The 13,135-nt window shown below is 59.0% G+C and carries 11 protein-coding genes, 6 tRNA genes and 1 pseudogene; 14 read left to right on the top strand and 4 right to left on the bottom strand.

Features of this window, described 5'->3' with window-relative positions; genetic code table 11:
• Window positions 1–153 precede the first annotated feature (153 nt).
• Window positions 154–1,209 (top strand): annotated as a pseudogene (locus KW062_RS29230) (HAMP domain-containing protein); the annotation flags it as partial.
• Window positions 1,207–2,070 carry a methyl-accepting chemotaxis protein gene (locus KW062_RS29235; RefSeq protein ID WP_371321447.1) on the top strand — a complete coding sequence of 288 codons (864 nt, stop codon included), beginning with the start codon at window positions 1,207–1,209 and terminating at the stop codon, window positions 2,068–2,070. The pseudogene KW062_RS29230 and the gene KW062_RS29235, both read left to right, overlap by 3 nt.
• A 65-nt stretch (window positions 2,071–2,135) precedes the next feature.
• Here the strand turns inward: KW062_RS29235 and KW062_RS09060 are convergent, their stop codons facing one another.
• Complete coding sequence (locus KW062_RS09060; RefSeq protein WP_081786433.1) at window positions 2,136–2,894, bottom strand: hypothetical protein; 759 nt, start codon at window positions 2,892–2,894, stop codon at window positions 2,136–2,138.
• A gap of 370 nt (window positions 2,895–3,264) precedes the next feature.
• Between KW062_RS09060 and KW062_RS09065 the strand changes: the two genes are divergently transcribed.
• The 10 genes from KW062_RS09065 to KW062_RS09110 all read left to right on the top strand — a co-directional run bounded on the left by KW062_RS09065 (window position 3,265) and on the right by KW062_RS09110 (window position 7,470).
• Window positions 3,265–3,340 (top strand) — tRNA-Glu (locus KW062_RS09065).
• 2 nt (window positions 3,341–3,342) lie between these two features.
• Window positions 3,343–3,418, top strand: a tRNA-Gly gene (locus KW062_RS09070).
• 103 nt (window positions 3,419–3,521) lie between these two features.
• Window positions 3,522–3,597: transfer RNA gene (locus KW062_RS09075), tRNA-Glu, on the top strand.
• A 3-nt stretch (window positions 3,598–3,600) separates the two neighbouring features.
• Window positions 3,601–3,676 (top strand) — tRNA-Gly (locus KW062_RS09080).
• Window positions 3,677–3,753: 77 nt separating this feature from the next.
• Window positions 3,754–3,829 (top strand) — tRNA-Glu (locus KW062_RS09085).
• 4 nt (window positions 3,830–3,833) lie between these two features.
• Window positions 3,834–3,909 (top strand) — tRNA-Gly (locus KW062_RS09090).
• A 418-nt stretch (window positions 3,910–4,327) separates the two neighbouring features.
• Window positions 4,328–5,110 (top strand): transporter substrate-binding domain-containing protein, encoded by a 783-nt coding sequence (locus KW062_RS09095; RefSeq protein WP_027621117.1) that lies wholly within the window; start codon window positions 4,328–4,330, stop codon window positions 5,108–5,110.
• Between the two features lie 57 nt (window positions 5,111–5,167).
• Window positions 5,168–5,896 (top strand): ABC transporter permease, encoded by a 729-nt coding sequence (locus tag KW062_RS09100; protein ID WP_027621118.1) that lies wholly within the window; start codon window positions 5,168–5,170, stop codon window positions 5,894–5,896.
• Window positions 5,893–6,603 (top strand): ABC transporter permease, encoded by a 711-nt coding sequence (locus KW062_RS09105; RefSeq protein ID WP_218424831.1) that lies wholly within the window; start codon window positions 5,893–5,895, stop codon window positions 6,601–6,603. Before KW062_RS09100 ends, KW062_RS09105 begins: the two co-directional genes overlap by 4 nt.
• Window positions 6,604–6,705: 102 nt before the next feature.
• A complete protein-coding gene (locus KW062_RS09110; protein WP_027618665.1) occupies window positions 6,706–7,470 on the top strand; it encodes an ABC transporter ATP-binding protein in 765 nt (254 codons plus the stop codon).
• Window positions 7,471–7,521: 51 nt separating this feature from the next.
• Here the strand turns inward: KW062_RS09110 and KW062_RS09115 are convergent, their stop codons facing one another.
• Window positions 7,522–8,148, bottom strand: coding sequence for a hypothetical protein (locus KW062_RS09115; RefSeq protein WP_105755873.1), 627 nt, complete (start codon window positions 8,146–8,148; stop codon window positions 7,522–7,524).
• Window positions 8,149–8,239: 91 nt separating this feature from the next.
• Between KW062_RS09115 and KW062_RS09120 the strand changes: the two genes are divergently transcribed.
• Window positions 8,240–9,238: a LysR family transcriptional regulator gene (locus KW062_RS09120; RefSeq protein ID WP_105755872.1), complete on the top strand. Its 999-nt coding sequence runs from the start codon at window positions 8,240–8,242 to the stop codon at window positions 9,236–9,238.
• A gap of 71 nt (window positions 9,239–9,309) precedes the next feature.
• Here KW062_RS09120 and KW062_RS09125 read toward each other — a convergent pair whose 3' ends face one another.
• Window positions 9,310–9,708 (bottom strand): PA2817 family protein, encoded by a 399-nt coding sequence (locus tag KW062_RS09125; protein ID WP_027618668.1) that lies wholly within the window; start codon window positions 9,706–9,708, stop codon window positions 9,310–9,312.
• Between the two features lie 94 nt (window positions 9,709–9,802).
• Window positions 9,803–12,250, bottom strand: a complete 2,448-nt coding sequence (locus KW062_RS09130) for an acyl-CoA dehydrogenase (protein WP_105755871.1) — start codon at window positions 12,248–12,250, stop codon at window positions 9,803–9,805.
• Window positions 12,251–12,474: 224 nt separating this feature from the next.
• Between KW062_RS09130 and KW062_RS09135 the strand changes: the two genes are divergently transcribed.
• Window positions 12,475–13,134, top strand: coding sequence for a transglutaminase-like domain-containing protein (locus tag KW062_RS09135; protein WP_027618670.1), 660 nt, complete (start codon window positions 12,475–12,477; stop codon window positions 13,132–13,134).
• Window position 13,135: the final 1 nt, after the last annotated feature.

The raw sequence follows: 13,135 nt of genomic DNA on the forward strand, positions 1-13,135 counted from the left end.
TAACGCCGTGCCTGAGGCTTGTGCTCCGGGGTGGCCCGTTGCGAACCTGCAGCAATCAACAATCATCCTGTTCCGATGGACACTGATAGGAGAGGGCGAGTAATGATCTCAGGCGTGCAAGGGCCATTTGCCAACCTCGGCATGGCAAAGAAAATGGCACTTGGTTTTGTCCTGGTGTTGCTATTGACGGCCCTTGTGGCTGCCATCGGCATCTGGTCACTGCAAACCATCAGTCAGCGTTTCGACGGGCTCAAACAGATGTCATCGCTCAACAGTGGCTTGCTTAAAGTACGCCTGCTGGAGCAGGAGTTTGCGTTACGCGGCGATGGGAAGACCGCCGATGCCTTGCGCCTGGGCATCGATGAGATCAAGGGGTTGGCGACAAGTCTGAAGGCCGAGTCCCAAGCCAGTGCTTCGGTGATGTCCGAGGTCGACCAGTCGTTGGACGCCTATCGCAAGGCGTTCGATGAGTTTGTGGAATTGACCGCGGCCAAGGATCTGGCGCTGGAAATGGCCAGTTGGTCAGTGTCCAGTGTGGCCAATAATCTCGACGTCTTGCAGGCCGGGCTGGCGGATGATGGCACTTACACGCTCAAGGAGTCAGCGGGCAAGGAGGGTGCCGAGTTCATCGAGCAGGCCAACCTGGTCAGCCAGGTGTCGAAATTGATGCTGCAGGCAATGAACGAGGCACGGGTGCGTCTTGATCAAGGCCGCCAGGCCAATTCGGATGAGAGCAATGAGGGCAAGATCGAGCAGGCAGATCAGGCGCTGGCCCAGGCGCAGGCCTTGACCGGTATGCTCAAGGACGCGGGTTATCAAACGGTACTCAACGAGGTGACCGGGCACATCGCCGGGTTCAGTGAAAAACTGGCTGAATACACCGGGCTCCTGGCTCAGGAAAAGCAGGTCTATCAACGCTTGCATCAACGTGCCGGCGACGTGGTGCGTCAGGTCGATCAGGCCTACGCGGCACAGGATCAGGCCATGCAGGCGGAACTGCAGAAAAACTCGCTATTGATCATTGCGTCGTCGATTCTCGCCTTGTTGGTCGGCTTGGTCGCTGCCTGGGTCATTACCCGGTTGATTGTTGCGCCTTTACGCAGCGTGATCCGGCTTGCCGAGCAAATTGCTGCCGGTGACTTGAGTGCAACGGTGGAGGTGACCCGGCGCGATGAAATCGGCCAACTGATGCAGGCCATGCAGCAGATGGGTTCAGGTTTGAGCCGGATCGTCAGCGGGTTGCAGGCGGGAATCGAGCGGTTGGCCAGCTCCGCGCAGTCACTGTCGGCAGTGACTGAGCAGACCAATCTGGAAGTCAGTAGCCAGAAGGAGGAGACCGAACAGGTCGCCACTGCCATGAATCAGATGACAGCCACTGTGCACGACGTCGCCCGCAACGCCGAAGAGGCTGCGCAGGCGGCACAGACTGCCGACGATAAAGTCGAAAACGGTCAAGTGGTGGTGCGCCAGAGTATGCAGCGGATTGAACAATTGGCGGACTCGGCGACCTCGGCCAGCTCCAGCATTGATGGCCTGAGCGCGCAGATCCAGAATATCGGCAGCGTCCTCGACGTAATCAAGAGTGTGGCCGAACAGACCAATCTGCTTGCACTCAACGCTGCTATCGAAGCTGCGCGCGCGGGTGAGCAGGGCAGGGGATTCGCGGTGGTGGCCGATGAGGTTCGGGCCCTGGCCCGACGTACCCGGCAATCAACCGAGGAGATCGAAGGGTTGGTCAGCGCCCTGCGCGCGGCGGCCGAGGCTTCAGTGCAAACGATCCGCGGCAGCGGCGAACTGGTCAAGCTGGCGGTCAGCGATGCGCTGCAGACTGAAAGCGCGCTGGGCAGTATTGCTGCAGCGGTTTCGTTGATTCAGCAGATGAATCAGCAAATTGCGGCGGCAGCCGAGCAGCAGAGTTCGGTGGCTGAAGAAATCAATCGTAGCGTGACCAGCATTCGTGCCAGCGCCGATCAATCGTCACTGGCAATGCAAGGCAATGCTGCATCGAGCATTGAACTGGCGCAATTGGGGGGTGAGCTCAAGGGAATGGTGGGGCATTTCAGGCTGTAGTGCGGTTCCATCATGAGGAAAGATCGCGGGCCAGAGACGGCCGGCGATCTTTCAGGGTGTGGCTATCAGTCGTAGATTACTTTCTTTTTCCAGTCCGCTTCGGCCTCGACGTCCTTCAGGCCTTCGGTCAGCTCGTTGACATCACCTTCAACCGGCGCACTGTTGGTCAGCACCGTGGAGTTGGCGCGGGCAAGGAGCTTTTCAAGAAACTTCAACTGCTCGCTGTATACCTGCGGGTCCGTTTGTTTGCGCAGATACTGTACGCCACGCTCGAACGCCAGGCGGGCCTGCCCGGGTTGTTCCTGCTGCAAGGCGTGCTGGCCAAGATTGCTGAAGAACTCGATGTGCAGCAACACCAGGATATGGCGAATTTCGCGTATCCAGCTTTTGGCTTCGTTGGTCGGTAGAAAACCGTCGTGGGCCGCGCGCGTGACCTGACCATGCAAGGCTTCCAGCAAGAAACGCACGTCCTTGGCCTTGGCCTCGGTGAGAATCGGTGCCGGTGGATTGTTGACCGGAATCGACTCGCCCTGAGCGATCAGCGCCTTCAACTCCTCAATACGGCTTTTCAGCGCTGCATTGGACTTCTCAAGGTTGAGCATGCGCTGGCAGACATTCAGTTCAAGGCGCGCCAGCAGCAATTTGAGCGCCGGGGTCATCAGTTGTCCGGGAAAGGTTTCGGTGATTTCGCCACAGCGGCGCAGACGGTCATTCAGTTCGAGCTTGGTGCGGGCCTTTTGCAGCTTGTTGTTTTCCACCACATTGTTCATGTAGCCAATGGCGATCAGTAATGCGATCCCAACTATTACTAGCAGGGTGATCATGAGTGGCGTCACCTTGAAGACCTCTTTTAAGGGTTTGCGTGCGAGTTTAGTGGCTATGCCCAAGAGCGCATAGGCCGGCGCGACGATCAGAAACGGGTCAGTTTGCTTGCTGCAACGACGCTGCGCCCATGAATGCACATTGCCATTATCGGCGTGCAAGGGACTATAGCGCCTTGGCGAGTGCCAGAATATAGGCGTCAAACACCGGTCGGCCGAAAACCCTGATTCGTCCTTGAAAGGGCAGGGAAGTCATTGATTTAAATAAATTTATATCGGGGGGTTGACGACCCCTCAATCCATCCATAGAATGCGCGCCACTTACAGCGGAAAGCGAATAGCGAAACGCGGTGAGGAGTGAAGTTGTAGCTGTGTCCCCTTCGTCTAGTGGCCTAGGACACCGCCCTTTCACGGCGGTAACAGGGGTTCGAGTCCCCTAGGGGACGCCAATGCGGGAATAGCTCAGTTGGTAGAGCACGACCTTGCCAAGGTCGGGGTCGCGAGTTCGAGTCTCGTTTCCCGCTCCAATTTTAAACAGCAGTGCCTTCGGGCGGTGCTGAGTGAAACCAGAACCCAGTCTTCGGATTGGATCTGGACACCGAAACACACACCATGTGTTCCGGGTAGCGTGTCCCCTTCGTCTAGTGGCCTAGGACACCGCCCTTTCACGGCGGTAACAGGGGTTCGAGTCCCCTAGGGGACGCCATTTGCGGGAATAGCTCAGTTGGTAGAGCACGACCTTGCCAAGGTCGGGGTCGCGAGTTCGAGTCTCGTTTCCCGCTCCAAATTTAACGAGAGCGCCACTCATGGAGTGGCGTTTTTGTTCGGTACCAGACCACACGCTGTGTGGTCCGGGTAGTGTGTCCCCTTCGTCTAGTGGCCTAGGACACCGCCCTTTCACGGCGGTAACAGGGGTTCGAGTCCCCTAGGGGACGCCATTTTGCGGGAATAGCTCAGTTGGTAGAGCACGACCTTGCCAAGGTCGGGGTCGCGAGTTCGAGTCTCGTTTCCCGCTCCATATTCATCAAAAACGCCGCTCACTGAGCGGCGTTTTTGTTTGTGCGATTTTTATCCCCCAACCCGATTCGCCTCCCGGCCCGACCGAGCGGGCTTTGCCATTTCCCTGCGTCGATGACGTTGCGAGTTGTTACCGGACGCACCAATACGAGGCGAATTTCCCTCAAGGTAACAGCCGGTAACCTAAGTGCAGACGACGGCATGCGCTGCTCTTTCCTTTCTAAACCCCCGTAATTGCGGGCTTGTGCCTGATTCCTACAGGCGACAAACGCGAGTTGGCTGATGGATTGCATATGCTTGTACGTACAAGTAAATCTATGTGTGTAGGTGTTTCTACGCCGGATGACTTCGCAACAGCCTTGCACGCCACAGTACCCATGCGCCACAAGCGCCCGTAGCGGTTTTAGGAATTGATAATAATGAAAAGAACATTGCTGACCCTTTCTGCACTGACCCTGTGTATGGCCGCCGGTGCCGCTTTGGCCAAGGAGTACAAGGAGCTGCGTTTTGGCGTTGATCCGTCCTACGCGCCGTTCGAATCCAAAGCCGCGGACGGCAGCCTGGTGGGTTTCGACATCGATCTGGGTAATGCGATCTGCGCCGAGCTGAAGGTCAAGTGCAAGTGGGTCGAAAGCGATTTCGACGGGACCATTCCGGGTCTGAAGGCCAACAAGTTCGACGGTGTGATCTCATCGATGACCGTCACTGCGGCCCGGGAAAAAGTGATCGACTTCTCTACTGAGTTGTTCTCCGGGCCGACCGGTCTGGTCTACAGGAAAGGCGCCAACCTGGGGGTTGATCCGGCAGCGCTCAAGGGCAAGAAAGTTGGCTACGAGCAGGGCACTATTCAGGAGGCGTACGCCAAGCAGGTGCTGGATAAGGCGGGAGTAGAAACCCAGGCCTACGCCAATCAGGACCAGGTATATGCCGACTTGGTGTCCGGCCGTCTCGACGCGTCGATCCAGGACATGCTGCAAGCTGAACTGGGTTTCCTGAAATCGCCACAAGGGGGTGATTTCGAGGTCAGCAAACCAGTGGACAGCGAATTGCTGCCGGCGAAAACCGCAGTGGGCATCGCCAAGGGCAATGCCGAACTCAAGGCGCTGATCAACAAAGGCATCCAGGCGCTGCACGATGACGGCACTTACGCTTCGATCCAGAAGAAACACTTCGGCGACCTGAATCTCTACAGTGGCAAATAACGCTCCCGCGCCCTTCCTTGAGGAGGGCGCTTTTCATAGCTATGGGTCCTGTGAATTATGTTCGACACTCTCTTACAGACACTCGGGCTTTCCGCATTCAGCTTGAAGGGCTTCGGCCCTCTGTTGCTGGAAGGCACCTGGATGACCGTCAAGCTCTCAATCCTCTCACTGTTGCTGAGCGTGCTGCTCGGTCTGATCGGGGCCAGCGCCAAGCTGTCCAGTCTCAAGATTCTGCGCATTCCCGCCCAGCTCTACACTACGCTGATTCGCGGCGTTCCCGACCTGGTGCTGATGCTGCTGATTTTCTACAGTCTGCAAACCTGGCTGACCAGTTTCACCGTCGCCATGGACTGGGAATACATCGAAATCAATCCGTTCGGTGCAGGCATCATCACCTTGGGCTTTATTTACGGCGCTTATTTCACCGAAACCTTTCGCGGCGCGATCCTCGCCGTCCCGCGCGGGCAGATGGAAGCGGCCACGGCCTATGGTTTGAGCCGGGCCCAGCGTTTTCGTTTCGTGGTCTTCCCGCAGATGATGCGCTTTGCCCTGCCGGGTATTGGCAACAACTGGATGGTGATTCTCAAGGCTACCGCGCTGGTGTCGATCATTGGTCTTGCCGACTTGGTCAAGGCCGCCCAGGATGCCGGAAAGAGCACTTACCAACTGTTCTTTTTCCTGGTGCTGGCGGCGCTGATCTACCTGGTGATTACCAGTGCGTCCAACGTTGTACTGCGCTGGCTTGAACAACATTACGCGGCGGGTTCCCGGGAGGCGGTTCGATGATTGAGCTGATGCAGGAATACTGGAAACCGTTCTTCTACAGCGACGGCTACCACATTACCGGGCTGGCCATGACCCTGTGGCTGCTCAGTGCCTCGATCTTCATTGGCTTCCTGGTGTCGATTCCGCTGTCGATCGCCCGGGTCTCATCGAAGTTCTACGTGCGTCTGCCGGTGCAGTTCTACACCTACCTGTTCCGCGGCACGCCGCTGTATATCCAGCTGCTGATTTGCTACACCGGGATCTACAGCCTGGCCGCCATTCGCGCGCAGCCAGTGCTCGATGCGTTCTTCCGTGACGCCATGAACTGCACCATCCTCGCTTTTGCCCTGAACACCTGCGCCTACACCACGGAGATCTTTGCCGGGGCGATTCGCAGCATGAATCACGGCGAAGTCGAGGCGGCCAAGGCCTATGGTCTGACCGGCTGGAAGCTGTATGCCTACGTGATCATGCCTTCGGCCCTGCGCCGCTCGTTGCCGTACTACAGCAACGAAGTGATCCTGATGCTGCACTCGACCACCGTGGCGTTCACCGCGACCATCCCGGACATTCTCAAGGTGGCGCGTGATGCCAACTCGGCGACCTTCCTGACTTTCCAGTCGTTCGGAATCGCTGCGTTGATTTATCTGGTGGTCACCTTTGCCTTGGTTGGTCTGTTCCGGGTGGCCGAGCGCCGCTGGCTGGCGTTTCTCGGTCCGGCTCACTGATAGCGGGTCATCCCCACGGCCGTGCAGCGGCCAGTGGGCTATTTCGGCGCTGGCGCGATTCCCGCCGCGGCGATTCATTTCCCTGATTGGATGTTTGCGCACATGTACAAACTGACCATTGAAGACCTGCACAAGAGTTACGGTAGCCACGAAGTGCTCAAGGGTGTTTCCCTCAAGGCCAACACCGGTGATGTGATCAGCCTGATCGGCGCCAGCGGCTCGGGCAAGAGTACCTTTTTGCGTTGCATCAACTTTCTCGAAACGCCCAACGATGGCGCCATGAGCCTGGATGGCAAGCCGATTCGCATGGTCAAGAATCACCATGGCATGCAGGTCGCCGATGACGCCGAATTGCAGCGTCTGCGCACGCGCCTGGCCATGGTGTTTCAGCATTTCAATCTGTGGGGGCACATGACTGTGCTGGAGAACATCACCATGGCCCCGCGCCGGGTGCTGGGCGTCAGCAAGAAAGACGCCGAAGACCGTGCTCGCCGTTATCTGGAAAAGGTCGGCCTGCCGGCCCGCGTGGCCGAGCAGTACCCGGCCTTTCTATCCGGCGGTCAGCAGCAGCGCGTGGCCATTGCCCGAGCGTTAGCGATGGAGCCGGAGGTCATGCTGTTCGATGAGCCGACGTCGGCGCTGGATCCTGAATTGGTCGGTGAAGTGCTCAAGGTCATCCAGGGGTTGGCAGAAGAAGGCCGGACCATGATCATGGTGACCCACGAAATGAGCTTTGCCCGCAAGGTCTCCAACCAGGTGTTGTTCCTGCATCAGGGGCGGGTGGAGGAGCAGGGGGCGCCGGAAGAGGTGTTGGGTAATCCCAAAAGTGAGCGCCTGCAGCAGTTCCTCAGTGGCAATTTGAAGTAGTTGAGCGGCGAGGGTTTGAGCTTCGATGAAGGTTGCTCAAACCCGGCGGGCTCAGTTCACCGCGTAGCGAACCGAAAGTGTGCCTTTTTTCTGCGCGACCGACTCGATGACCACGTCACCCAGGTCCTGCAGGCGTCGCACATGGGTGCCGCCGCAACCGTAGGCGGGCAGTTCGCCGAAGCTGATTTCCCGCGCTCCTTCGCGCAGTGACGTCAGGCGCGGCAGGTCGGCGCTGGTCCAGCGATCAAGCGCGTTCTGGATGGTTGCACTGTCGAAATCAGTGGGTGCCTGGCCAGGCTTGAACGTGACCCGGCTTTCCCCTGGCCAGTGATGACCCTTGACTGGAACCCAGCCCAGGGTTTCGGCGAAGTGACCGATTAGATGCCCGGCACTGTGCAATCGGCTGTTGAGCTGACGGCGTGGCTCATCGATGTCGATACGGGTCATGCCGATGCTGACCGCTCGATCGACGAAGTGCACGATGCGCTCGGGCTCCTGAACCACCCGCAATACCTGGCTTTCGCCAATCCAGCCAGTATCACAAGGTTGACCGCCCCCTTGAGGATGGAACAGCGTGGCGCGCAACACGACCGCAAATTCACTCTCGCAGGGCGTGCATTCCATGACTTCCACGTTGGCTTGCAGCTCATCACTGTGGAAGAACAGGCGAAGCGTCATATTCCATACTCTGATTGAAATTTCGATTTTTAATTATATGGATGGCGCAAAAGCGTGATAATCCGTTCAAACATCAAAGGACTGTTGCGTCGTGAGCATAAATCTTCCCCTGCCGTTGCTGGGAGAAATGGCCATTTTTGTCAAAGTGGTGGAAACCGGCAGCTTTTCGGAAGCCGCACGCCAGCTCGGCGCTTCGCCTTCTTCGGTCAGCCGGAGCATTTCGCGCCTGGAAAAGGCCCTTGCTACGCGTTTGTTGCAGCGCACCACGCGTAAATTGCGCTTGAGCGAAGGTGGTGAAGAGGTATTCAAGCACTGCCAGGAGATGGTCAGCGCTGCGCGCTCGGTCATGGAGATCAGTGGCCAGTTCACCCAGGAGCCCGAAGGTCTGGTGCGCATCAGCGTGCCCAAGGCCGTCGGGCGATTTGTGATCCATCCGCACATGCCGGAATTTCTGCGGCGGTTTCCCAAGGTCGATGTCGAGCTGTTGCTGGAGGATCGTCAGGTCGACCTGATCGACGATCATGTTGATCTGGCGATTCGCATCACCGACCGGCCACCGCCGGGGCTGATCGGACGGCAACTGCTGAGCATCGACCACATACTCTGTGCGACCCCGCAGTACTTGGCCGAGCACGGCACGCCAACTCACCCCCATGACTTGCTCAATCACAGCTGCATCTATCTGGGTGAAACCCCCAGCGATGCCCGCTGGAAATTCAGGCAAGGGGCCCGAAGCGTGACCGTCGGTGTGCGTGGTCGCTATGCGGCCAATCACACCGGGGTACGGCTGGGGGCGGTATTGCAACACATCGGCATCGGCAGCTTGCCGTACTTTACCGCGCGCCATGCCCTGGAGCAGGGGTTGATGGTGCAGGTCCTGCCCGACTGGACGTTCCTTGCCTCTTATCACGGTGGCGCCTGGCTGCTGTACTCACCCACGCGCTACCTGCCAGCCAAGCTGCGGGTGCTGATCGATTATCTGGTGGAGTGCCTGGAGCAGGAGCCGACCCTGGGCAAGCCGGGCAGGGGCGCGGCTTCAGGCTCAAGCGTCGGCGAGTACGAATCACCCGAAAACGGCGCTCTGTTCTGAGTCCAGTCAGGCGCCAACAAAAAAGGCCCGTCTTTCTGGCAGGCGGGCCTTCTGTCGGGACTGATTGAGGATCAGTGCTTGCTGTCCTGGTTCGACAGGGTCATCAGCTGTTTTTCCTGGTTCCAATCGAACGGTTCGTCATTCTGTTCGGCTTCGAAGCGACGTTCTTCCAGCGTCTGATACATGTCTAGTTCGTCATCGGGCATGTAGTGCAGGCAGTCGCCACCAAAGAACCACAGCAGATCACGCGGCACCAGGTGGGCGATTTGCGGGTAACGCTGGATGACCTGGCACATCAGGTCCTGGCCCAGGTACTGGCTGTCGACCGGGTCGACTGGCAGCGCTTCACGCAGTTCATCGAAACGCTCCAGGAACAGCGCGTGACTTTCTTCCGGAACCTGCTCGGCTTCACCGACAGCGACCAGAATACTGCGCAGGAGGTCAAGCTGGACGAGGGTTTGATCGAGCATAAGGGCAGTCCTCTACAACAAAGCAAAACGGGCGCCGGAGTATATAGCCCCGACGCCCGTTTTTCATCACTGGACCGCTCAATGTGCCCTGACGCTAGCGGATCTTGCCTTCAGCCAACTCCAACTGTTGCTTGGAGAAGTCATCGACATCGATGACCTTGCGCCGCGCCGCTTCGGCTTCACGCAAGCGCTGTGCCTCACCCGCTTGCAGCACGCCGGCCTCCAGCGCGGCATCGATCAGGTGTTCGCCTGCAGCGGGTTTGAATTGACCACTCTTGAGCGCCACGTGGATTTTCTTCTGCAAGGGCTGCGCCTCATTCAGCAGGTTGCAGGCATGCTGCAGGGCGCCCACCGGGTCCTCGAGCGACTGCGGACGGTAGCAGCCCGCCAGCAGCTCTTCGAGCGCCGGATCGCCTTTGGCCCGGCCAATGACTGCCGCCACTTCTGCGCCGAGCTTGTCGCTGGGGCCCTTGTGCCGGCGTCCGAACGGAAACACGATGACCCGCAGCAGACAGCCCAGCACTTTGCTCGGGAAATTGCTGAGCAGTTCGTCCAGTGCGCGTTCGGCCTGGCCCAGGCTTTCTTCCATGGCCCAGGTAAACAGCGGCGTCAGGTATTGCGGTGAATCGAGATCGTGATAGCGCTTCAGTGCTGCCGAGGCCAGGTACATGTTGCTGAGTACATCGCCGAGGCGGGCGGAAAGGCGTTCACGGCGTTTCAGTTCGCCGCCCAGCAGCATCATGCTCAAGTCAGCGAGCAGGGCGAAGGCGGCCGCCTGCCGATTGAGGGCGCGGAAATAACCTTGGCTGAGCTTATCGCCGGGGCTTTGCTCGAGATGGCCGAAGCCCAGGTTGAGCACCAGGGTGCTGGCGGCGTTGCTGACGGCGAAGCCAATGTGTTTGAGCAGCAGCCCGTCGAACTCCTTGAGCGCCTGATCCTTGTCTTCGCGGCTGGCCAGGGCCATTTCCTTGAGGACAAAGGGATGGCAGCGGATGGCGCCCTGGCCGAAGATCATCAGGTTGCGCGATAGGATGTTGGCGCCTTCGACCGTGATGAAAATCGGCGCGCCTTGCCAACTGCGTCCCAGGTAGTTGTTCGGCCCCATGATGATGGCCTTGCCGCCATGCACGTCCATCGCGTGGCTGATGCATTCGCGACCGCGTTCGGTGAGGTGATATTTGAGCACCGCCGACAGCACCGAAGGTTTTTCCCCCAGGTCCAGGGCGCTGGCGGTGAGCATGCGTGCGGCATCCATCATCCAGGCGTTGCCGCCAATGCGTGCCATGGCTTCCTGGATACCTTCGAAGGCGGACAGCGGCACATTGAATTGCTCGCGCACCTGGGCGTATTGGCCAGTCACCAGGCTGGTGAACTTGGCAGCCCCGGTACCCACGGCAGGCAGCGAGATGGAGCGGCCTACCGACAGGCAGTTCATCAACATCATCCAGCCTTTGCCGAGCATCTCCTGGCCGCCGATCAGGCAGTCCAGCGGCACGAAAACGTCCTTGCCGGAGTTTGGCCCATTCATGAACGAGGCCCCGAGAGGCAGGTGGCGCCGGCCAATGTTCACCCCGGGGGTGTCAGTGGGGATCAGCGCCAGGCTGATGCCCAGGTCGACCTTGTCGCCTAGCAGGTGGTCCGGGTCGTAGGCCTTGAAGGCCAGGCCAAGCAGGGTCGCGACCGGGCCGAGGGTGATGTAGCGTTTTTCCCAGTTCAGGCGCAGGCCAAGGGTTTCCTTGCCCTCCCATTCGCCCTTGCAGATGATCCCGGTGTCCGGCATGGCGCCGGCGTCGGAACCGGCCAGCGGGCCGGTCAGTGCGAAGCACGGGATATCATCGCCGCGCGCCAGGCGTGGCAGGTAGTGGTCGCGCTGGGCGTCGGTGCCGTAGTGCAGCAAGAGTTCGGCAGGACCGAGTGAGTTGGGCACCATCACGGTGGAAGCCAGGTCGCCGCTGCGGGTCGCCAGCTTCATCGCCACTTGCGAGTTGGCGTAGGAAGAGAAGCCTTTGCCGCCGTACTCCTTGGGAATAATCAGGGCAAAAAAGCCATTGTCCTTGATGTGGCTCCAGGCTTCGGCCGGCAGGTCCATGGTCTGGCCGATATGCCAGTCACTGACCATGGCGCACAATTCTTCGGTCGGACCGTCGAGAAATGCCTGTTCTTCTTCGCTCAGTTGCGCCTTGGGATAGGCCAGGAGTTTGTTCCAGTCCGGGCGGCCGCTGAACAGTTCGCCATCCCACCAGACGGTGCCGGCATCGATGGCGTCGCGTTCGGTTTGCGACATCGGTGGCAGAGTTTTCTGGAACCAGCTGAACAGCGGGGCGGTGAAGAATTTGCGTCGCAGGTCCGGCAACAGCAGGGGCGCCGCGACGGCCGCCAGCAGGATCCAGGTGATTAGCAGCAACCAGCCTGGCGCGTGGCCCACGATGCCCATCGCCAGCAGGTAGATGGCGACTATACCCAGGGCGGGCAGGGGAGCAGTGCGGCGGTGTGCCAGGTAGGCGATGCCCACCACCAGAACCAGTATCCACAACAGCAGCATATTCAATCCTCCGTGAAACCAGGGGCAAAACAACCCCCAGAGCTTAGACGTCATCTGCAAAACGGGGTGTTCGCAACAGTGTGTTTGAATGTGTGGAAGCACAGCGTGAAGGTTGTTTCATGAGTTCCGGGCGAAGTCCGAACGCTCTCATGTTTGGCCGAAACGTCGTTATCTCTGTGCTGAAGGTCTCGCTAGACTCGGGGCTCAATCAGGAGATTGTTCTCATGCACGAGTATCTGAGTCCCGGCCGCTTCATCGATAGTGACCACCCAGCGGTGGTGGAGTTCGCCGAAAAACATCGGGGCGTCAGCCGTGACCCGGTCGAGCAGGCGGTCAGCCTCTATTACGCGGTCCGCGAGGCAGTGCGTTACAACCCCTATACCTTCAGTCGTGATCCCGAAACCTTGCGTGGCAGTTATGCCCTGGCGACCGGGGAGAGTTATTGCGTGCCCAAGGCGACGTTGCTGGCCGGTTGTGCCCGGCATTGCGGGATTGCTGCGCGGATCGGCCTGGCGGACGTGCGCAATCACCTGTCGACGCCGCGCCTGATCGAGTTGCTCAAGAGCGATGTGTTCGCCATGCACGGTTATACCGAGTTGTATCTGCAGGGCCGCTGGGTCAAGTCCACACCGGCTTTCAACGCTCGGCTGTGCGAATTATTCGATGTACCGCCGCTGGAGTTCGACGGGATCAACGACAGCGTGTTCCACGCCTATAACCGCAAAGGTCAGCAGTCCATGGAGTACATGGTCGACCATGGGCAGTTTGTCGATGTGCCTGAAGCGTTCTTTTTCCAGCACCTGCAGCAGTGCTACCCGCATTTGTTCAGCGAGCAGATGCCGGCGTTGCTGGGTGATATGCAGAGCGATTTGTCCCGCGCCTGAT

This window comes from Pseudomonas fluorescens (assembly GCF_019212185.1).
Lineage (GTDB): Bacteria > Pseudomonadota > Gammaproteobacteria > Pseudomonadales > Pseudomonadaceae > Aquipseudomonas.